Genomic DNA, 22,698 nt, shown 5'->3' on the forward strand with positions numbered 1-22,698 from the left:
TAAATCATGGAGATAGAATATTAATTGCAGAAACTTGTACTCATAACACTTCTCATGAAGATATTGGTAGAGTAAAAATTCCAAAACTTGTAAAAAATTATACTGGAAAAGAGATTGAATTCACTTTTGTAGGAGGAAAAGATTTCCCTGAAGATTTATCAAAATATGCTTTAGTTATCCATTGTGGAGCTTGTATGATAAATAAAAAACATATGCAAAGTAGAATAGACGAATCAATGTCACTAAACGTTCCAATAACAAATTATGGATTAGTTATAGCTGAAGTAACTGGAATTTTAGATAAATCCTTAGAGATTTTTAAATAAAAAATATTGATAAAAATAAAACCCATAAAATTAATTCTTTTTTTAATTAATTCTATGGGTTTTTTTATTTAAGTTATTAATATAAATAAATAAATTTATATATAGCTATTGACTTCAAAATATCTGTGGGGTAATATAAGTACCACTTAAGAAAATAAAAAAGTAAAGGGAGGGGCATATGATTTTTAATCCAGTGATATTATCAGTTACTACTATGATTGTACTAAGTTTATTAAAATTAAATGTAATTCTAGCAATATTAGTGGCAGCTTTGGTAGCAGGGGCAACTTCGGGAATAGGTATAAACGAAACTATGAAAACTTTAATAGGTGGAATGGGAGGAAACTCTGAAACGGCACTTAGTTATATTCTTTTAGGTACTTTGGCAGTAGCAATTAATAGTACAGGTGTAGCTGCTCTTTTATCAAAGAAGATATCTAAAGTAGTTAGTGGGAAAAAATGGATATTAGCATTAATTATTGCTGTAATAGCTTGTTTTTCTCAAAATTTAATTCCTGTTCATATAGCTTTTATTCCAATATTAATTCCACCTTTATTAAAATTAATGGATGAATTAAAAATGGACAGAAGAGCTATGGCATGTTCTTTGACATTTGGATTAAAAATGCCATATATAGTTCTTCCTGTAGGATTTGGATTGATTTTCCATGGAATAATTAGAGATCAGATTGTTAGTAATGGAATGAATGTCGAGTTAAGTCAAGTTTGGAAAGCTACTTGGATTTTAGGAATTGCTATGTTAGCTGGATTATTAATAGCTGTATTTATAAGTTATAGTAAACCTAGAGATTACAAAGAGCTATCAATAGGTGGAGTACACGAGGATATTCCAGAAAAAATGGAACTAAAACATTGGTATACTTTAATATCAGCAATTATAGCTTTTGGTATACAACTTTATACAGGATCACTTCCTTTAGGAGCTATTGTAGCAATAGGATTTATGTTGGCTACAAAAGTTATTAGATGGAATGAAATAGATGGATTAATAAGTGGTGGAATTGGAATTATGGGACTGATAGCTTTTATTATGCTAGTTGCAGCAGGATATGGAAGTGTTATCAGAGAAACTGGAGCAATAGCACCTTTAGTGCAAGGAGTTGTAGGAGTTGTAGGTGGAAGTAAACTGATGGGATCATTTGTGATGCTGTTAGTTGGACTTTTTGTAACTATGGGAATAGGTACATCTTTTGGTACAATTCCAATTTTAGCAGCGATATATGTTCCACTGTGCATAGAATTAGGAATATCTCCGTTAGGAACGATTGTCTTAATAGCATGTGCAGGAGCTTTAGGAGATGCAGGATCACCTGCATCAGACTCAACATTAGGACCAACAGCTGGATTGAATGCTGACGGACAGCATGATCATATAAGGGATACTTGTATTCCAACATTTATGCACTATAACATCCCTCTTATAATAGCAGGGGTTATTGGTGGAGTATTATTCTAAAAAGGAGGCAGGATTGATTTGGAACTACTAATAGGAAACAAAAAACTAACTTTAGAGGATTTAATTAATGTTACAAGGAATGGGTATGAGGTAAAAATTTCAGAGGAAGCTAAAGAAAAAGTTTCTATAGCTAGAAAATTAGTTGATGATTATGTGGAAGCAGGAAAAATATCTTATGGAATAACAACTGGATTTGGAAAATTTTCAGACAGTATAATTTCTAAAGAGGAAACGGCAACATTACAACGAAATTTAATAATAAGTCATGCATGCGGTGTAGGAAACCCATTACCAATAGATCAAGTTAGAGGAATAATGCTTTTGAGAGTAAATAATTTAATTCAAGGATATTCAGGAATACGTCAAAAAGTTTTAGATTTATTAGTAGAAATGATAAATAAAGGTGTAACTCCATATATACCAGAAAAAGGGTCGTTGGGTGCATCTGGAGATTTAGCACCATTATCTCATATGGTTTTAGTTATGTTAGGGTTAGGAAAGGCTTATTATAAAGGTGAGCTATATACTGGAGAGGAAGCTTTAAAAAAAGCAAAGATTAAGTCTATCAAAAGTTTATCTTCTAAAGAAGGGTTAGCTCTTATTAATGGAACCCAAGTTATGACATCTGTAGGAGCACATACAGTATACGATGCAATAAATTTAATGAAGCACTTAGATATAGCAGCAAGTTTATCTATGGAAGCTTTAAATGGAATTATCTGTGCCTTTGATCCAAGAATTCAAGAAGTTAGAGGGCATCTAGGGCAAATTAACACAGCTAAAAATGTAAATAAAATTTTAAAAAATAGCACATCAATAACAAAGCAGGGTGAGTTAAGAGTTCAAGATCCTTATTCTCTTAGATGTACACCTCAAGTTCATGGAGCAAGTAAGGATGCTTTAAATTATATAAGAGATAAAGTTGAGATTGAAATGAATGCAGTTACGGATAATCCTATAATTTTTCCAGCAGAAAATGAAGTTTTATCAGGAGGAAATTTTCATGGACAACCAATGGCACTACCGTTCGATTTTTTAGCAATAGCTTTAGCAGAAATGGCTAATATATCTGAAAGAAGATTAGAAAGATTAGTTAATCCATCTTTAAACAATGGATTACCAGCATTTTTAGTTGAAAACGGTGGAGTTAACTCAGGATTTATGATTGTTCAATATAGTGCAGCTTCTTTGGTTTCAGAAAATAAAGTTTTAGCTCATCCTGCATCTGTTGATTCGATACCATCTTCAGCTAATCAAGAGGACCATGTATCTATGGGAACTATAGCTGCTAGAAAAGCTAATGAAATTTTAGGAAATGTTAGAAAAGTAATTGCAATGGAAATTTTAGCTGCATGTCAAGGGATTGACTTAAGAGATGTAAAAAGATTAGGTAAAGGAACAAATGAAGCTCATACATTAGTGAGAGAAATAGTTGAATATTATGACAAAGATAGAGTTATGTATATTGATATAGAAAAAGTAGAAGAACTAATTAAAACCAATAAGATAGTGGAAAAAGTAGAAGAGAATGTGGGTAAATTAAAAGTATAGTTGGGGGTAAAAATGAAGAGGTTAGTTCAATGTGTTCCAAATTATAGTGAAGGAAAAGATTTAGAGAAAATAGAAAAAATAGCAGCACCTTTTAAGAACAATAAAAATATAAAGTTTATGGGATGTGAACCAGATGCTGATTACAATAGAACTGTAATTACTGTAATAGGAGAACCAGAAGATGTTGTGGCAGCAGTAGTTGAATCAGTTGGAATAGCTACAGAATTAATTGATATGAATATTCAAAAAGGAGAGCACTTAAGAATGGGAGCAACAGATGTTATTCCATTTATTCCAATAAAAGATATGACAATGGCTGAATGTGTAGAGCTTTCAAAAATTGTAGGGGAAAAAATATGGGAAAAGTTTAAAGTACCAGTATTTTTATATGAAGAATCAGCTACAGCACCTAATAGAGTTTCGTTACCATCTATTAGAAAAGGTGAGTTTGAAGGAATGAAAGAAAAATTAAAATTAGAAGAGTGGAAGCCAGATTTTGGAGAGAGAACTCCTCATTTAACAGCGGGAGTAACTGCAGTTGGAGGAAGAATGCCTCTAATAGCTTTTAATATTAATTTAGACACAACAGATATAAATATAGCGAAAGAGATATCTAAGGCTATAAGATTTTCAAATGGTGGATTTAGATTTATTCAAGCTGGGCCAGCTGAAATGAAAGAAAAAGGAATTGTTCAGGTAACAATGAATATAAAAGATTATAAGAAAAATCCTATTTACAGAGTGTTTGAAACTGTAAAAATGGAAGCAAAAAGGTACGGAGTTAATGTTCTTGGAAGTGAAATAATAGGAGCTGTTCCAATGGAAGCATTATCTGATTCAATAGAGTATTATTTAGGCTTAGACGGTTTTAAAATAGATAAAATAATAGAGAACGAGTTATTAAAGTAGAATTTTTATGAGGTGAGTTTATGAACGCAGATTTAATAATTTACAACATAGGGCAATTAGTAACAGGAAAAGAGATACCATTAAAAGATGGAGAAAGTCCAATGGAAAATATTGAAATTTTAGAAAATGGATATATAGTTATTTCTGGAAGTGAAATAATGGAGGTTGGGCAAGGAGAAGTACCATCAAAATTGATAAAGTTTACAACAAAATTAGTAGATGCTGAAGGATGTGTAGTAACTCCTGGATTAATAGATTCTCATACTCACCTAGTACATGGAGGTTCTAGAGAAAATGAATTTTTAGATAAAATTCAAGGTGTTCCGTATTTAGAAATTTTAGAAAAAGGTGGAGGAATATTAAGTAGTGTAAGAGCAACCAGAGAGTTAAGTGAAGAGGAACTTCTTGATAAAGCAAAAAAATCCTTGAGAAAAATGTTATCTTTTGGGGTAACAACAGTGGAGTCTAAAAGTGGATATGGACTTGATAGTGAAACAGAATTAAAACAACTTAAAGTTAATGAAAGATTGAACCATGAACAAGAAGTTGAAGTAGTTTCAACGTTTATGGGGGCTCATGCATTACCAGAAGAATATAGAGATAAAAGAGAAGAGTATCTTGAAAAGGTTATCAGTTTACTTCCAATTATAAAAGAGCGTAATTTAGCTGAGTTTTTTGATGTTTTCTGTGAAGAGGGTGTTTTTTCAAATGAGGAAAGTAGAAGATTGTATTCAGAGGCTAAAAAATATGGATTTAAATTAAGAATTCATGCAGATGAGATAGTAAATACTAAAGGAGCAGAATTAGCTGTAGAGTTTGAAATGAACTCAGCAGACCATTTAATGGCAATAAGTGATGAAGGCATAGAGGCTCTTAAAAATAGTAAAACAATCGCAAATATTTTACCTGGAACATCTTTTAGCTTAGGAAAAGCATATGCACCTGCAAGAAAAATGATAGAATCAGGTGTTCAAGTAGCACTATCAACAGATTATAATCCTGGATCATGTCCAACGGAAAATTTACAATTAATAATGCAAATTGCAGCTTTAAAATTGAAGATGAAACCTAAAGAGATTTTCAAAGCAGTGACTATAAATGCAGCAAAATCTATTGGACGAGAAAAAAGAATAGGTTCAATTGAAGAGGGGAAAAAAGCGGATTTTGTAGTATTTGATGCTAAAAATATAGAGTATATTTTATATCATTTTGGTGTGAGTCACACAAAAAAAGTTTTCAAAAATGGATGTTTAGTTTATAAAAAGGTAGGAGGATAAATGAAGCTAGTAGACTTATCAGTTAAAGATTTCTTAAATATAGTTGATTCTAAAAGTCCAGCTCCAGGGGGAGGGTCAGTATCAGCATTGGTTTCAGCATTAGGATGTACCTTAGGGAGAATGGTTGCTCACTTAACTTTTGACAAAAAAAAGTATAAAGAGTTACCTGAAGGAGAACAAATTATTTTTAAAAATGCTTTTGAAGAGATTGATGATTATAGAAAAGTTTTAGAAGAACTAGTAGATAAAGATACAGAGGCGTATAATTTAGTTATGGCAGCTTATAAACTTCCTAAAGAAAGTGATGCTGAAAAAGAGATTAGAAAAACAACTATTGAAAAAAATTTAAAATTAGCAATTGAAACACCTTTAGAAATTTGTAAAATTTCAAAAAAAACTTTGAAAGCATTAAAAATTATATTAAAATATGGTAATAAAAATGCAATTACAGATTTAGGTGTGTCAGCAATACTACTTTACTCTGGAATAGAGGGTGGTATTTTAAATGTCAAAGTTAATTTAGCAGGTTTAGATGATGAACTATTTAAAATGGAAACTATTAATCAGTTGGATGAAATATTAGTTGCATCAAAAGAGTTAAAAGATGAAATTTTAAATGTAGTTAACAACAGCCTATAACTTTAAACAGCAAGAGATGACATAGAAATTATGTCATCTTTTTTTGAAAATTAAGTTTTAAAAAGGAGATACTAATGATAAAAATAGCTATAATAGGTACTAGTAAAATTTCAGATGAATTTGTAAATGCTATTCAAAAAGTTATGGGATGTGAGCTTAAAGCAATTTATTCAAGAAATTTTGAAAAAGGATTAATATTTGGTAAAAAATATGGAGTAAGTGATATAATTATAGATTTTGAAGAGTTATGTAAAAGAGAAGATTTAGATATGGTTTATGTTGCAAGTCCTAACTCGTTACATTATAACCAAACTTTAGAGTTATTAAGAAATAAAAAACATGTACTATGTGAAAAGCCTATGGGAATTAATGAAAAAGAGATTGAAGAGATGTATAGAGTAGCTTATGAAAATAATGTAAGTTTAATGGAAGCTATGAAAAATACATTTTTACCTAATTTTAAATCAATAGAAAAAAATATCTATAAAATAGGTGAAATAAGGGGAGTTATAGGGAATTTTTGTCAATATTCATCAAGATATGATAATTTAAAAGCTGGAGAATTAACAAATATTTTTGACCCTAAATTTGGAGGAGGAGCTCATTTAGATATAGGTGTTTATCCATTGTATTTTGTATTGAGACTTTTTGGAATTCCATTAAATAGTAAAATAACAAACTATAATTTAGATAGTGGAGTCCCTGGAGTTGGAAGTGTACTTTTAGAATATAAAAATATGACAGGAGTAATAATCTATTCAAAAATAACAAGCAGCTATATAGGAAGTGAAATTCAAGGAGAAAAGGGTTCAATTATAATAGATAGTATTTCTAATATAAAAGAGGTAAAAATTCATTATAGAAATGGTGAAATTGAAAATATTAGCGTTCCTCAAGAGGAAAATAGTATGATTTATGAGTTAGAAGAGTTTATAAATTTAATAAAAAATAGTAAAGTTGAGTCAGGTGTAAATACTAAAGAAATATCAAAAGAGGTAATAAGAATATTAACGCAAAAATAGAGGAGATATTCTCCTCTATTTTTATAATAATTATAAAATTACTCAGATATTTCAATAGTTGCTTTACCACTGGTATTAAAAATAGCTGATATAGAATCATTATTTATATTTAGACCTACGATTTTAAAAGTATTTATAGTAGATTTTAAATTTACATTTTTTTCTAGTTCAATATTTTCAACTTTTGTTTGTAAGTAATTTTGAGCTAATTTCATTTCATTTGCTGGATTAAAAGATAGATAATTATTTTTAATTAAATTTATTATTTTGTTTTTAAAGAAATAATTTCCAATTTTTAATATAAGACTATTAGTTTCTAATGTATAATCAAAATCGTCGCCACTTAAAGTTCCAGTTTCATTATTAAAATTAGGTTTTACATTAGCTTTTATAATTCCACTTGGGTGTAAAAATCCAAAAATAGATAGATTAAAGTCAGATGTAACATGCAAAGTAGAATTTTCTGAAGATATATTTATATTTTTTATATTTGAAGATATACCTGATGTCAATTGAATATCTTTATTAGTTAGATTTGTATTGATAATTTCATTTAAGCTTTTATATGAGGCTGAAATAGGTAATATAATATTAAATGAATCATTTACAAATCCGTAGTTCATACTGGGAAGAGTTGTAAGATTTAAAGCTGCAGGCTTCTCTCCAAAATATAGATGAAGATTAACATCACTACCAACTTTAATTCCTAAGTTATTATCAGTAGTAACTAAATTAGAATATCTCGCTGACTGTGGGCTTACTGTTAGCCAAAGTTTATATTCAGGATTAACTAATATAGGCTCTTTAAATTCTAGCCAATATTTTTCAACAAGAGATTTTAAGTCAAAGGCTTGAATTTTATTATCCAGTTCTTTTGTAGCAGTTTTTAATTTTGAAACAATACTTTTTTCTAAACTATTTCCAATGTTTATATCAGTTTTTAAGTTAAGGCCATAAATATTTAAAGTTAATGGTAAATTATTGTTAGAAATATTTAGAAACGGTGTACTATTAACATTTATCTGCCAATTAGGAGATATACTAACAATACTTGAAATTCCAGCAGTACCATTCAATGCAATCTCAGTACTTTGACTTTCTCTACTCCAACTTGCTTTAAAGTTTCCACCTATATTAGTAATAGCTTGAATTTGTTGTTCTTGTGCTGAAAAAGTAATGGGAGAACGATTTATTTTATAGGCCCATACAAAAGCTTCTGAAAATTGAGAGAATTTTTTGTCCACACTTCCAAGAACGTCAAGGCCAAATCCTAATAGATTATTTTTACCGCCATTAAAAATTTGGTTTCCAGAACCTGAATCTTCAATTGTATATGGTAATTGATTATTAATAATATTTTCAACAATAGATTTGTTCATCACAATATCTACATCAACTTTAGATGTAGAGTTATCTTCTGAGTAGGTATATGTTCCTAAAATAAAAGGTAGAGCAAAAAGTGATATACAATATTTGTTAGTGAAATTTTTATTATATTTCATACAAACCTCCTGTTAAATAGGTTAAAAGATATAAAAATATAGAAGTCACGTGGGACTTCTATATTCTGTAATGGTATTATTTATGTGCTTTTATTTTTGGAAAATACTTAGTGTGTAAAAGCTCGTGAGCTTTTCTACTTAAAGGATAATCTAAATACTTTTCGTAAATAGCAAGAACCTGTGGATTCTCATGAGATCTTCTGTACTCAGAAGCTACGTCAATATTGTTTAAACCCTGTGCTCTTTTTTCAAGAGTTTCTTGTTTTTTTATAGCTTTAGGTTGTCCACCTCCACCGATGCAACCTCCTTTACATGCCATGATTTCAATAGCGTGATAGAACTCTTCTCCACTTCTAATTTTATCTAGCATTTTTTTTGCTTCTTCAAGACCATGAGCAATACCTATTCTTAGTTCAATATGACCAATTGTTAGATCACAACTTCTAAATCCATCCCAACCTCTTAAAGCTTCAAATTCAATATTATCAATTCTTTCACCAGTAATCATTTCGATTGTAGATCTAGTAGCCGCCTCAATAACTCCTCCTGTTCTACCAAAGATAATACCAGCTCCAGAGTATTCTCCTAATGGATTATCGAACTCTTCCTCTTCCACGGCATTTAAATCAATTTCAGTTTCTTTTAATATTTTTATCAGTTCTCTTGTAGTGATAACATAATCAGTATCATAGTTATCCCCTCTAGAAAACTCATCTCTAGAAGCTTCGTATTTTTTAGCTAAGCATGGCATGATAGCAACAGTAGTAATTTCATCTCTTTTGTATCCCTTTTCCTTAGCCCAAATATCTTTTGCAATTGTAGAGAAGATTTGCATAGGGGACTTAACCGTTGAAGGAATATCAAGCATATCAGGATAGCTTTGTTCAATAAATTTAACCCAAGCTGGACAACATGAAGTAAGTATAGGTAATCTTACATTGTCGTCGCCTTTAAAGAATGCTTCTAATCTTTGCTGGAACTCTGTAGCTTCTTCCATTATAGTAAGGTCAGCTGCCCAAGTAGTATCGAAAACGAAATCTACTCCAAGCATTCTAAGAGCACCATTTATTTTTTTCTCAATATTAACTCCAGGTTCAAATCCAAAAGCTTCACCTAAAGCAACTCTAACTGCAGGTGCCATTTGTGTGATAACTACTTTACCTGGTGTAGATAAATCTCTAAGAAATTTTAAACTGTTATCTCCTTCGTTAATTGCATTTACTGGACAAGCAGCAACACATTGTCCACAGTGAGTACATCTTTCTATATCAATACGATGTCTTTCTTTTATTTTTCCTTCAATACAATGAACTGGACAAACTCTAGCACAAGCTGTACATCCGATACATTTGCTTGTAATTCTAAATTTAACTAATTGAGGACACTCACCAGTATAACATCTATGCTCTTCAACATGCTCTTCAAACTCATGATAGAAGGCATCAATAGATTCTTCGATTAAATTGTGTTTTTGTTGAGTCGTTTCTTTTATATTTTTAGAAAGTTGTCTTAAAAGATAAAGATCTCTCATATTTCCTTTACCTTTAGAAATTCTATCTAGAACTCTCCAAGATCTCTCTATTTCAAATTTTGCAATAAGATACTCTCTATATTCTCCTTTAGAAAGTTTTCCTAAAATAAATTCGATATAGTATTTAGCAAATTGAACGATACAACTTTCGTTAGATAAAACGATTAATGCTTTTGGATGTTTTGAATCAAAAAAATAATCAAAATCAACAATCTCATTTAAAGATTCTTTAGTAGCAAATCCACCAAAAGGTAATCCAAATTGAGCTGCTTTGAAATCTTTTCCATTTTTCATTCCACCAGCGATATCTAAAATATCTTTTAGAGTAGCATTTTCAGGAATTTCGTAGATTCCTGGATTATTAACTTTTCCAGAAATTGTGATTAGTCTGTTTTCTCCTACAAGTCCTCCCATAAGATCGCTTTCCATAAAGACAGAACCTAAAGTTGTTCTAAGTAAGTTTTGCTTCTTGTTCATAAATTCTCCTTTTTATTTTTGTAGTTTTTTATTATATTCTTATATAAAATTAATTTCCTTTTTTCTAGGTTATTATTAGGAACATTTGCTAAGTTATTAAGTAGTTCATCGAGCATATCTTGATAGATATTTAAATTCAAAACTTTTTTATATATTAAAAGTTTAAAAACAGGTATATTTTTTAAATATATTGAAAAAAACAGTTTATTATTAAAGTTAAAGTTGAATTTAATAAAAATATCTAAAAATTTTGATTGAAGCTCTTTAGATAGTTTCATAGTATATAAACAATAAAAAGGCACAAGCTCTTTTCCCTTAACATAAGTATTTAAATTTCCACCTAGATGCATTATCATTTCAAAAAGTATAGGGTCGGTTTTAACTAATAGAGCCCTTTGTAAAGCGTTTAGTTTATCTTTTTTATCAAAACTATTTATATTTTTATTTGAAATAATTTCATCTAGCTCTGCAACTTTATCTTGAAAATTAGGAAGATTTTTAAAATAATCTTCTAAAATTCCACAACGAGCTAATCTTACACCAGGAATATTATTTAAATTTTGATAAAAAATTAAGGCTTCATTGAATCTTTTCATTTTTAAAAGTAAATCTCCAACAAAGGTGGAGTCTTTTTTTTCTTTATAAAGCTGGATGATTTTTTGAAGTTCTTTTTGAGTGAATCTATTTTCTAAAACACCTCTTTTAATTCCTTCTTTAATCTCTTTATCCTTGTAGGCTATTCCAAAACTACGATTACATTCAGCAGCGATAAAAAAAAGATTATTTCCAATGGCAGTATCAATTATTAGTTTTCTATAAAAAACCTCTTTACTTTTTAAAGATTTATTTGAAAGTTTTATAATCGCATTTTTAAAATTAAGCTGTGATATATCATTTTCAAGATCTCTTTCTAAAATCCATGTAGGTTCATCAGCTTTTTCAAAAGCATATTGAGCTTCCTCCAATTGTTCTAACTTATAAAGTTTAACCCCTTCTTTTAACCAATCTTCTTTTTCATTTAAAGTATCACTGGTATTTTTGGTTATATTAATATTATTATTAGGTGTTAAGAAATTATGAAGTTCTTTTAAAACTTTATTATTTTCAATATTAGACTCCATAATAATTAGATTTTCTTGTGCTCTAGTTATTCCAACATAAAAAATATTAAAATATTTTCTATATTTTTGATCGTGTTTAGTAGCTTTAGAAAAAATCTTTTCCCATTGAGATTTGTAAGTAGATGATAGATTATAACAAATAATATTACTATATTCTAATCCTTTAATCTCTTGGATAGAAAAAACTCTATGTTTATTATTTAACTGCTCAAGAAGTTCAGTTTTTGTTTTAGGATCAGAAACAACAATAGCTGTATTAGCATCATTTTGTGCCTTTTCTAATAGAGAGAGATTTATTCCAGTTAGGTTAACTTCGCCATCTTTTTGGATAGCAATCTCTTTATAATCATCACTTCCTAAATTTCCAATATATGAACTTCTAAGTTCAGCGAAATAATTTGCCAAATCTACAATTTTTTTACAACTTCGATAATTTTTAGAAAGAATTTTTATATTAACTTTTTTATTATATTTAGAGTAAAAAAGATTTTTCATTCTTTCAAAGTTAAAAAAAGTGGCATTTATCATTTGATGAATATCTCCAGCTAAAAATAAATTTTCTTTATTTTTAACGAGAGAAGTTAAAGCAAAAATTTGTAATTCAGTTAAGTCTTGAACTTCATCGATTATAATAAAGTCAAATTGGATATCTTTTTTTAAAAGAGCTAGTGAAAGATCATTTAAATCAAAAAGACTGTTATCATCTAACCATTGATTATATTTTAAACATATTTCATAAAAAAATATTCGATTTTCTTTATCTAGTGTTGAATATTTAGAACTTAAGTTTAAATAATCCTCTAAAGCTATTGAACGTTGGTCTAAATCTCTATTCCAATTGTCTGCATTTCCTTTAACCATAAGACCTTTAATAATTCCATTTATTTCTGAATAAATCTCTTCGATAGAAAGATTAAATTTTTTTCTATTGGGATAGGAAAGAAGAAAAAACTCTTTAAACCTATTGAACTCAACAATTTGTTTTGACGAAATTTCTAGGGTTTGGCATATAAACTCTTTTAATGTAAAAAAATCAGCTATTTTTTTACCCTCTTTTCTAAATTCTAAATACTGTTCAAAAGAGTTATCTTTTAAATATCTATTAGCTGTTAAATATAGAATTTTTGATATATCATAAAATTCATAATTCTCTTCCAAATTTAAAAGTTTTCTTAATGTTATTGTACTTTTACCGCTTCCAGCACTTCCAGCAATAAAGTGAGGAGGTAAATCTATAAGACATGAATATTGTTCATCATTTAAATAATAATATTTGTATTTTTTGTTATAAAAATTTTCTATAAAATGAGAATCATCAATAACTTCATAGGTAATTAGATTATTATAATTAAAGAAATTTTCATCAATAGATTCTATATTATCCTCTTGATCAAAGACTATAAAATCTTTTAAAGAACTCTCATCAATCTCTTTTCGTTTTGCTTTTTTTATAGCCATATCATGAGAAGAATAGATTAAGAAAATAAGATTTCCTTCAATGTCATCTCTTGAAAAGCTGTTAAGAAGAAAAAAAATACGGTCACCACTATCAACTCTAAACTCATAAAGAGAGTTAGCTCCTGCAATTTTTTTTACCCAAAAACCTTTAGGAAGATTATAAGATAAAATTTTATGGTTTTTAATTGTATTATAAAAGAAATAAAGTTTATCGAGAACTTTTTTATTTTTTTCAATAGGAATACTTTTAAAAAAATAATCAGTAATTAAAAATTTCATAGGTATACTCCAAAAATACGACATAATTAAATATTATATCATTTTAGTTAAAATTTCAAGAAGTTTAAAGGATAAAAAGAAAAAAGAGTCTAGATTTAACCAGACTCTAATCATTTTGTAATACTTTTTTTACTAAGTAAGTTACATCCACCCTTATATTCAGGAAAATAATATCTAACTAAGGAAGCAATAAAGTATTTATTTATGTTATTTTTCTTAATAAAAGTTTTAAAACTTTTGTTAAGATTTATTTTACTTATTAATTCTGGAATAGATATATTTCCATCATTGTCATTAGAAATGACAATCTCTTTGAAAAATTCGATTTCATTTTTTGACATTTGAACAAAATTAATTAATCCGATGAAAGATCTATCAAAACTTATAATTTGGTTTGAATTATCAATAGCATTATTTAAAGAAACATTTGAATAATTAAGTTTTTCTTGAATATAACTTTTTTCAAGTATTTTTCCTTCTGTTTCAATAAACTTTTCAAGTTCGTCAACTCTATTAAACCCTTGATCTCCAATTGTTAAAACTCTACTATTACCATTTGTAGTTAAATTTAATTCTTGAGCAAAATGATATTTAAATAGTGAGTAAAAAACATGATCAGAGTAAACTCCAATACTATTTAGTATGCTTTCTAAATTTTTATAAACAGCAATACTATCGATGTAGTTCTCATTGAAAGAAAGAATAGTGTTTCTTAAATTTAAAAACTCTTCAACATTATATTTTATTTTATTTATATGAATATAAGTTCTAGAATCCGTCATAATAATACCATCTATTCTTGAAAGTAGTCCTTCCAATCTACGAGCTAAATAAATTGCAGTATTATCATTCATATTTTTAATCTCTTCAGAATAAAGAGCGTAGTCTAATCTAGAATTAATATCTTCAATAATTAATTTAATTGTATTTTCATCTACTCTCAATGGATGTGAAACTAATTTAACAAAATAAAGTTCTAGAATATCCTTATATCCACTGTTTTGAACATAGTATTTTCCATGTTTTTCATACCCTAATTTTGTTATTATTTTTTCAATCTCTTCTTGAGTAATCCATTTAAAACTTTTAAAACTACTTCTGATTGTTTTAACATTTTCTGTAGTTAAAATATTAGTAAATTCTAGTGAGTAGAAAATTTTAAAAAAACGTTCTCTTTTATCGAAAAGAAATAAACCTAAGAAATCTATATAAAAAGGTCTTGAGAAAATTTCATTTCTTTTTAAAAAACTAACTAAAAAACGATAATTTTTACCAAAAAGTTCATACATTTCATCCAAAGATATTTCATCTTTAAAATCAGCTTCGATTTTTAATGCAATATTTAGATTTGTATTTTTAAATATATTTGCAATAATTTGTTTCAATTTTATCTCAATTTGTCTTGTTCTTTCCCGACTAATATTTCTTAGAGTACCAATCTCTTCCAAAGTTTTATTATTTTCAAGTCTATCAACTAAAAGTTGAATATCATCTTGAGAAAGAGTAGTTTTAATTTTTTTTAGAGTTTCTTCCAGTGGAAGTGTAGTAGTGCATATCTCGTATATTCTTTCAAGTTCATTGTTAGTTAGTTGTAAAGAATCAATATCCTTTTGATTATAGTTTAAAAATTCACCAACAGTTATTCCTTCAATATGCTTTATATTAAAAATTATTTTATCTAGACGACAATCAACAATCTTTTTAAAAGTTTTTTGTTTTGAAAATCTTTCTACAATTTCAGACAGATCATTTTTTATATCTGCAATTCTTCCAGGACCAACACCAGGTACTTTGGAGTATTGAGTTAGTAACTCCTCATCTATTTCAGATAGGTAAATTACATTATTTTCCTGGCAAAAATTTAAAAATTTTAATTTTTTTTCATCAGGGTAAATAAATCTATCAATTCTAAGGTAGTTGCACCATAATTTGTATGTACTCATCAAAATTTCCTCCCCAAAACTCTACGCCTAATATATAAACTAGGTAAAAGCTATTATATTTTTCTTTCGGCATTATATGATTTATATTTTTGTTTAAAAGCATCTATATCTTCTTGAGAAAATCCAAATTCATTGAGTGATTGAAAATCAAAAGATTCTAACTCAACCATAAATTCAATATTTTGCTCAGATAAAATGTTTAAAAATTTTCTAGATTTTTGATAAATTTTAGTTACTTTATCACCTTTCATTAAGAAAGTTTTCACATCCCAATCAATAATTCCCTTTTTATAATCTAAAAATTTTTGAAGTCCCTCTTGTACATAACGATCCTCTTTTAAAAGAGTTGAAAACATCTCCTCATTTATCTCTTGTAAGTATTTAACACCAGATTCTAAAAGTTTTTCTCGGATACTTACAAACTTATTAGCTGAATAAAAATGATGAAGATCAACTAAAAAAGAGTATTGCCATTGCTGTTTTGGAATAATTCTATTTAATTTAATGAAATTCTCCTTTAACATTCTATTTTCTTCTTGTAGATTCCTAAGATTTTTTTCCATAAGTTGCCATTGCTTAGAATAGTCAGTATTTGGCTTAGATTGTAAAGAAGAGTAATTACTAATAAGAACCTCTTTTTCCTCCAACTCTTTTTGAAGATTTTCTAACTTTTCACTCAAAGTTAGATTAATTTTTTCGAGTTCCTTGATGTTCTTATTGTTAAAAAGTTTAAATAAAAAACTCATAGCTCTCCCCCTTATAGATTAATACTTTATTTATATATAGATATTATACTAACTGATATCATTATAATTCATTTTAATCAAAAATTCAATTTAAAATATAGTATTCTTCAAATATTTGACATTATATAATACATAAAGTAATATATTATTATATCAAAGAAGTCCAAGGAGGAAATTATGGTTCAAAGGTTGATAATATATAATTTAATAGTACTAACTTTTGATGCATTTACATATTTTTTTATGAATGAGAAATATAGAGGTTACTTAGGGATTAATGATTACATTAGATTATTTAGTAATCCAATGTATAGAAAAAGTCTTCTTACCAAAATTTTTATAGTAGATTTTATAGTGATATTATTTTTCATCCTATTCAGATAAGGTCTTTTCAATTAATTTATATAAAATATGTATTGATTTATAGTAAAAAATGGTCTACAATATTAGTATTGAAATTAAAAAAACTGGAGGAACAATGTTAATAAGTAGAGAAGTTGATTACGGTATAAGAATCGTACTTTTATTGTGTGAAGCAAATAGAAAAATGGATGCAAAGGAGATTTCTGAAATTTCAGGTGTTTCTATAAGATTTACACTTAAAATTCTTGGAAAATTAACTTCATCTGATTTAGTGGAATCATTTCGTGGTGCAAAAGGCGGATATGTAGCAGCAAAGAAGCCAGAAAATATAAGTGTATACGATATAGTAGAAGTTTTAGAAGGTGGAATTAAAGTAAATGGATGTTTTGAAGATAAAACAAGTTGTACAACTTCTAAAATGGCTTTATGTGGATTAAGATGTAAATTAGAGGGAGTTAATTTAAAAATAAAAGAGGAGTTAGAAAAGATAACAATGGACAAACTTGAAAACTGCTCAGGATACGACTCATAATAATCTTATATATTTAACAAGAATTTAAAAGGGAGATTTTGGGAAATGAAAATTTTAAAAACAAAAGGTGTTTGTGCAAAAGAAATAGGTATAAAACTAAATGGGAACATTGTTGAAAAAATTGAATTTTTCGGAGGATGTGACGGTAATACAGTTGCTATTGAAAAATTAGTTGAAGGAATGACAATAGAGAATGTAATAAAAAAATTAGAAGGTATTGATTGTTCAGAGAGAGGAACATCTTGTCCAGATCAGTTAGCTAAATTATTGAGAGAATTAGTTTAAAAGCAAGGAAATTATAAAGTTAGATAGTATAATAAGTTAAATTATTATATTGATTTGATTTTATAGGAGGTCCTTAAAATGAAAAAATTATTTGTGGGTTTAATTTTAGGTTTAATGTTAGTAGGTTGCTCGAATATGACATCTAGAGAGAAAAGTGCATTAGTAGGAGCAGGAGCAGGAGCTTTAGTTGGAACAGCAATTTCAGGAGATTCTAAAGGTGCTTTAATAGGAGCGGGAGTTGGAGCTTTAGGTGGAGCAGCAGTGGATAATTATGATAAAAAGGGTAATATTCTAGGAAATTAGGACTAGACAAAATTTACTAAAAAAGCAAAAAAGCTATTGTCAACTTATAGAAAGTTTGATGATAGCTTTTATTAGTTTAGGTAAGTATAAATTAAAAAGGGGGGATTATTTGTGAAAAGAGTTGTCAATATAATAAAAAAATCTTTAATTTTTTTTGTAATATTAATATTAGTAGTTCAATTTACTAGAGCTTATTTATATAATAAGATGGCGCCAGAACTAAAAAAATGGCATGAAAAAAGTAAATATAAGGAGCCAGAGTACAAAAATTTTAAAACAATTGATGAATATTTAATTGCAGAGAAAGAGTTTTTAGAAAAAACTTATGCAGAAGTAGAAATTAAATCAAAAGATGATTTAACAAGGTTTTCTAAAAATGGGATATTGTCACCAATAAATGAAAAAGGTGAAAATCTAAATAGTTCTTTTGAGCTTATACCTGAAAAAATTAAAGGTGGGGTACTTTTACTTCATGGATTAACAGATTCGCCTTTTATGATGAGGGATATAGGAAAAGTTTTTTATGAGAATGGATACTATGTTTTAGGATTAAGATATAAATATCATGGAACCTTTCCAGGGGAGTTGCCTAAAATATCTCAAAAAGATTTTGAAGAAACTGCAATATTTGGCTCTAAAATGATAAAAGAAAAATTGAAAGATATAAAAAATCCAGAATTTTATATGGTAGGATTTTCAACGGGAGCAGCGGCAACTTTACAATATATAACTCATAGTGTAAAAAAAGACAAAGAGCTACCCAATCCTCAAAAGCTATTTTGGTTGTCACCAGCTATGGGAGTATCCTCTGCAGCAAAATTTGGTTTTCTAGACAGTTGGGTTAGTATGATTCCATATTTTAAAAAGTTTCAGTGGTTAGATATAAATCCAGAATATGATCCAAGTAAATATAACTCTTTTCCTAAAAATCCAGGAATTCAGGTGTATTATCTAATAAAAAAAGCAAAATTGAATTTTTCAAAGCTTAGTAAAGAGGAAAAAATTAACTTACCTCCTATTTATAGTTACACTTCATTGGTAGATTCTACTGTTTTAGATAAAGATTTATATGATATTTTTGAAAAAATGGAAAATCCAAATAATAAGCTAGTTATTTTTGATATAAATAGAAAATTTGAAGATTTTTTTAAACCAGACTTAATAAAATTGAATTTGAAAGATGAAATGTCAGAATTAAATTTTAAATTTAATGTAGCGTTTATTAGTAATTATAGCAGTAAAAAAGATGATAAGGTAGCTATATTAAACTATAATAACAATGTATTTTCTGAAGAAAGTAAATCAAACCTTAAATGGGATGAATCTAATTTTTCTCTATCTCATGTAGCGATACCGATATCACCTTCTAATCCTATTTATGGGAGAGATTCAATACTAGGTAGTTTAAATTTAAAAGGAGAAAATAATTCATTGTATTTATCTCCAGATCTTTTATACAGATTAAGATATAATGAATTTTTTCAATATATTGAAAATGATATAAAAATGGTACTTAACTAAAAGTTATAGAATATTTCTGTAACTTTTTTTCTTTTTATAATATATTGAAAAAAATTTTTCAAAATTAAATTGACAAAATTTTAAAGAAGGAGTAGTATTTTAAAAATTACAAACTTGGGGAGGTTCAATAAAATGAGTAAAAAGTATTTATTTGGATTGGCAATAGCTTGCTTAGCTGTAGCAGCTTGTGGTGAAAAAGAAAGTGGGGTAAAAAATGAAGAAAAATCTAAAATAGTAACGGTTTCTTTGGGGTCTAAACCTAAAAGCTTGGATCCAGCTATGTATAATGAAATTCCATCGCTTTCTATAGTAGAGCAGATATATAATACGCTGTTTCAAATTGATGAGAATGGAAAAATAGCTCCAGAGTTAGCAGAATCTTATGAGTATATAAAACCAACAGAATTAGTTATAAAATTAAAAAAAGGTGTGAAGTTTCACAATGGAGATGAATTAAAAGCAAGTGATGTTGTTTTTAGTTTAAATAGAATGATAGAAAAGCCAGCTACAAAAGTAATGTTAGATGTTATTGAGAGTGTTGAACCAATAAATGATTATGAAGTTAAAATAAAATTAAAAGAATCGTCAGCACCGTTGCTATATACATTAACTTATCCTTTGACTGCAATATTAAATAAGAAATACACAGAAGAAAAAAATGGAAATATTGCCACAGACGCTATGGGAACTGGAGCATTTAAATATAAAAATTGGGGAGATGGAGAAAAAATACAGTTAGTAGCCAATGAGGAATATTTTGGTAATAAAGCTAAAATAGATGAACTGATATTTAGAGCTATTCCTGAGAATACAAGTAGATTAGCAGCGTTAGAAACAGGGGAGATTGATATAGCAACAGTTGCACCAATTGATGTCCAAACTGTAGAGAGAAGCTCTGACTTATATGCAGTTTCATTCCCTACAACGTCAACAGAGTATTTGACTTTAAACACAGCTAGAGAACCTTTTAATAATAAAGATTACAGAAAAGCTTTAAATTATGCTATAGATAAACAAAGTATAGTAGATGCAGTTTATTTAGGAAAGGCGAGTGTAGCAAATACAATAGTAAATCCTACAGTTTTTGGAAGTGATCAAAAAGTTGGGAAAATAGGTTATAATCCAGAAACAGCTAAAGAGCTTTTAGAAAAATCAGGAGTAAAAAATAGGACAATAAAAATTATGTCTAATGATAACCCAGTGAGATTACAAGCAGCTCAGATTATACAAGCTAATTTAAAAGAGATTGGAATAAGTGTAGAAATTGAAACTGTAGAGTGGGGAACTTACTTGCAGATGACAGCTCAAGGAGATTTTGATATATTTATAGGGGGATGGGTAGCTGGGACTTCAGATTCAGATATAGTTTTATTCCCTTTATTACATAGTAGTTATAAAGGAGGAGCTGGAAATAGAGCTAATTTTGAAAATTCTGAATACGATAGGTTAGTTGAGTTGGGTAGAAAATCAACAGAGAGTTCAGAAAGAATAGAGGCTTATTCAAAAGCACAAGAGATTTTAGCAGAAGAGAATCCATTAGTTCCACTTTATTATAAAAATGAAAATATGGGATTAAATAAGAGAATAAAGAATTTTCTTCCAGTTGCTAATACAATTCATAATTATGCAACAATTGAGATTCAATAATTAAATCTTCTTGACAAAGGTGAAGAAGAATAGTATCATAGTCAACAATTTAGACAAAAAATAAAAAAGGGAGAGTTGAGGGGTATGAAATTAGATTTAAATTATACACTACAATTTACACAAGAAATTTTAGCTATTCCAAGTCCAGCTGGGTATACAGAAAAGGTTATGAATAGAATAGCTGAGGAGTTGGATACATTAGGATTTAAATATAGTTATAGTAAAAAAGGGTGTTTAATTGTGAAAATAGAAGGGGAAGATTCTAGTTACACAAGATTATTGTCAGCACATGTGGATACATTGGGTGCTGTAGTAAAAAAAGTAAAAAGTAATGGACGTTTAGAACTTATAAATATCGGAGGATATGCTTGGGGATCTGTAGAAGGGGAAAATGTTATTATTCATACTCTAGATGAAAGAGAATATGAAGGAACAGTACTACCTGTTAAAGCATCAGTTCATGTATATGGAGATATTCCAAGAGAGATGCCAAGAATAGGTGAAAATATGGAAGTTAGGTTAGATGAAGAGGTATATTCTGAAAGTGACACAAGAGCTCTTGGGATTTGTCAAGGAGATTTTGTAAGTTATTATACTAAAACTAAAATAACAGAATCAGGATACATAAAATCAAGATATTTAGATGATAAGCTTTGCGTAGCTTAAGTACTAGCTTATCTAAAATATTTAAAAGATAATAATAAAAAACCAAATAATAATTTATATGTTTATTTCTCAAATTTTGAAGAGGTAGGGCATGGAGTATCAGAAATACCAAAAGATGTAGATGAATTTGTAGCACTAGATATTGGACTTGTAGCTGATGATGCTCATGGTGATGAGAAAAAAGTTAGTATTGCTGCAAGAGATAATAAAACAGTCTATGATTTAAAAATAAGAAAAAGATTACAAGAAGTAGCTGATAAAAATGGTATCCATTATACAGTAGGTGTTTATAATAGATATGGATCAGATGCTACAGCATCAATTCTTCAAGGAGCAGATTTAAGATACGCTTGTATAGGACCAAATGTTGATGCAACACATCACTATGAAAGAACTCATGTAGATGGAATAGTAGAAACTATAAAATTATTAATAGCATACTTTTAAATAACAAAACCCCTCTAATTAAAAAGAGGGGTTTTGTTATTTGATTATATTTTATAATTGTTGTAAAAAAGTTATAGCCATTTTAGCAGTAACAATAGTTGTTATAACAAGAAAAACAGGTCTTATGAACTTTGTACCTCTTGTAACAGCGACTTTGGCACCAACATTAGCTCCAATTAGCATCACAACTCCAACTGCAAGGGCATACATATAAGCTATTTTACCATAATATATAAATGTTATGACACTAGCAACATTACTAGCTAAATTTAAAAATTTTGAATTTCCACTTGCTCTGATGAAATCTAATTTAAAAATTTCAATAAAGCCAAATATTATAAATGAACCTGTTCCAGGACCAAAGAATCCATCATAAAATCCAAGAGAAAATGCCATTAAAATTCCAAGTTTTAAATTTTTTGAATTCACTCCTTGAAAATTATCATGACTACCTAAATTTTTATTTTTTAAAGTATAAATAAGAACAAAAACTAATAAAAAAAATGCAAGAGGATATAGGTATTTTGAATCAATCAAAATAACTGCTTTAACTCCTAAAATAGCACCGATAAAAGAAAAAGGAATCAAATATTTAATTAAATCCCAATTAATTTTTCCAGAACGAGCAAATTTAAAAGCACTACCACTACTTGAAAAAAAAGCTGCTAGTTTATTT

Annotated in this window: 18 protein-coding genes and 2 pseudogenes; 14 read left to right on the top strand and 6 right to left on the bottom strand. The window is 28.2% G+C overall.

Going from position 1 to position 22,698, the window contains the following annotated elements:
• The 7 genes and pseudogenes from ACRC8M_RS04075 to ACRC8M_RS04105 all read left to right on the top strand — a co-directional run.
• Positions 1-326: pseudogene (locus tag ACRC8M_RS04075) on the top strand ([FeFe] hydrogenase H-cluster maturation GTPase HydF); the annotation flags it as partial.
• Between the two features lie 178 nt (positions 327-504).
• Positions 505-1,803, top strand: a complete 1,299-nt coding sequence (locus ACRC8M_RS04080) for a Na+/H+ antiporter family protein (protein ID WP_438527978.1) — start codon at positions 505-507, stop codon at positions 1,801-1,803.
• An 18-nt stretch (positions 1,804-1,821) separates the two neighbouring features.
• Positions 1,822-3,354 carry a histidine ammonia-lyase gene (gene hutH / locus ACRC8M_RS04085; RefSeq protein ID WP_438527979.1) on the top strand — a complete coding sequence of 511 codons (1,533 nt, stop codon included), beginning with the start codon at positions 1,822-1,824 and terminating at the stop codon, positions 3,352-3,354.
• A 12-nt stretch (positions 3,355-3,366) separates the two neighbouring features.
• Positions 3,367-4,263, top strand: coding sequence for a glutamate formimidoyltransferase (gene ftcD, locus ACRC8M_RS04090; protein WP_438527980.1), 897 nt, complete (start codon positions 3,367-3,369; stop codon positions 4,261-4,263).
• Between the two features lie 20 nt (positions 4,264-4,283).
• Entirely contained in the window at positions 4,284-5,540 is a 1,257-nt protein-coding gene (hutI, locus tag ACRC8M_RS04095) for an imidazolonepropionase (protein ID WP_438527981.1), read from the top strand.
• Positions 5,541-6,179, top strand: coding sequence for a cyclodeaminase/cyclohydrolase family protein (locus tag ACRC8M_RS04100; RefSeq protein WP_438527982.1), 639 nt, complete (start codon positions 5,541-5,543; stop codon positions 6,177-6,179).
• 74 nt (positions 6,180-6,253) lie between these two features.
• Entirely contained in the window at positions 6,254-7,201 is a 948-nt protein-coding gene (locus ACRC8M_RS04105; protein ID WP_438527983.1) for a Gfo/Idh/MocA family protein, read from the top strand.
• Positions 7,202-7,239: 38 nt separating this feature from the next.
• On the opposite strand, the gene ACRC8M_RS04110 is transcribed toward ACRC8M_RS04105, so the two are convergent.
• The 5 genes from ACRC8M_RS04110 to ACRC8M_RS04130 form a co-directional block, all read right to left on the bottom strand.
• Positions 7,240-8,703, bottom strand: coding sequence for a DUF4403 family protein (locus tag ACRC8M_RS04110; protein WP_438527984.1), 1,464 nt, complete (start codon positions 8,701-8,703; stop codon positions 7,240-7,242).
• Between the two features lie 76 nt (positions 8,704-8,779).
• Complete coding sequence (locus ACRC8M_RS04115; protein ID WP_438527985.1) at positions 8,780-10,711, bottom strand: [FeFe] hydrogenase, group A; 1,932 nt, start codon at positions 10,709-10,711, stop codon at positions 8,780-8,782.
• On the bottom strand, positions 10,708-13,569 hold the full coding sequence (locus ACRC8M_RS04120; protein ID WP_438527986.1) for a UvrD-helicase domain-containing protein: 2,862 nt from the start codon (positions 13,567-13,569) through the stop codon (positions 10,708-10,710). Before ACRC8M_RS04120 ends, ACRC8M_RS04115 begins: the two co-directional genes overlap by 4 nt.
• 110 nt (positions 13,570-13,679) lie before the next feature.
• Positions 13,680-15,512: a sigma factor-like helix-turn-helix DNA-binding protein gene (locus ACRC8M_RS04125; protein WP_438527987.1), complete on the bottom strand. Its 1,833-nt coding sequence runs from the start codon at positions 15,510-15,512 to the stop codon at positions 13,680-13,682.
• A gap of 53 nt (positions 15,513-15,565) precedes the next feature.
• Positions 15,566-16,258: a hypothetical protein gene (locus ACRC8M_RS04130; protein WP_438527988.1), complete on the bottom strand. Its 693-nt coding sequence runs from the start codon at positions 16,256-16,258 to the stop codon at positions 15,566-15,568.
• 177 nt (positions 16,259-16,435) lie between these two features.
• Here ACRC8M_RS04130 and ACRC8M_RS04135 point away from each other — a divergent pair, with 177 nt between their 5' ends.
• From ACRC8M_RS04135 to ACRC8M_RS04165, 7 genes and pseudogenes are all read left to right on the top strand, one after another.
• Positions 16,436-16,642, top strand: a complete 207-nt coding sequence (locus ACRC8M_RS04135; protein WP_438527989.1) for a hypothetical protein — start codon at positions 16,436-16,438, stop codon at positions 16,640-16,642.
• 94 nt (positions 16,643-16,736) lie between these two features.
• Positions 16,737-17,153, top strand: a complete 417-nt coding sequence (locus ACRC8M_RS04140; RefSeq protein ID WP_240220129.1) for an RrF2 family transcriptional regulator — start codon at positions 16,737-16,739, stop codon at positions 17,151-17,153.
• A gap of 45 nt (positions 17,154-17,198) precedes the next feature.
• The gene (locus ACRC8M_RS04145) at positions 17,199-17,438 is read left to right on the top strand and encodes a TIGR03905 family TSCPD domain-containing protein (RefSeq protein WP_023050368.1); all 240 of its coding nucleotides are present in this window, start codon (positions 17,199-17,201) and stop codon (positions 17,436-17,438) included.
• Between the two features lie 78 nt (positions 17,439-17,516).
• Positions 17,517-17,741 carry a YMGG-like glycine zipper-containing protein gene (locus ACRC8M_RS04150; RefSeq protein ID WP_438527990.1) on the top strand — a complete coding sequence of 75 codons (225 nt, stop codon included), beginning with the start codon at positions 17,517-17,519 and terminating at the stop codon, positions 17,739-17,741.
• Between the two features lie 111 nt (positions 17,742-17,852).
• The gene (locus tag ACRC8M_RS04155) at positions 17,853-19,262 is read left to right on the top strand and encodes an alpha/beta hydrolase (RefSeq protein WP_438527991.1); all 1,410 of its coding nucleotides are present in this window, start codon (positions 17,853-17,855) and stop codon (positions 19,260-19,262) included.
• A 132-nt stretch (positions 19,263-19,394) separates the two neighbouring features.
• Positions 19,395-20,909 (top strand): ABC transporter substrate-binding protein, encoded by a 1,515-nt coding sequence (locus ACRC8M_RS04160; protein ID WP_438527992.1) that lies wholly within the window; start codon positions 19,395-19,397, stop codon positions 20,907-20,909.
• 84 nt (positions 20,910-20,993) lie between these two features.
• Positions 20,994-22,022: pseudogene (locus tag ACRC8M_RS04165) on the top strand (M42 family metallopeptidase).
• 51 nt (positions 22,023-22,073) lie between these two features.
• Here the strand turns inward: ACRC8M_RS04165 and ACRC8M_RS04170 are convergent.
• On the bottom strand, positions 22,074-22,698 hold a 625-nt coding region (locus tag ACRC8M_RS04170; protein ID WP_438527993.1), incomplete at its 5' end, for a sulfite exporter TauE/SafE family protein.

This window comes from Cetobacterium sp., assembly GCF_051653945.1.
In the GTDB taxonomy this organism is placed as follows: Bacteria; Fusobacteriota; Fusobacteriia; order Fusobacteriales; family Fusobacteriaceae; genus Cetobacterium_A.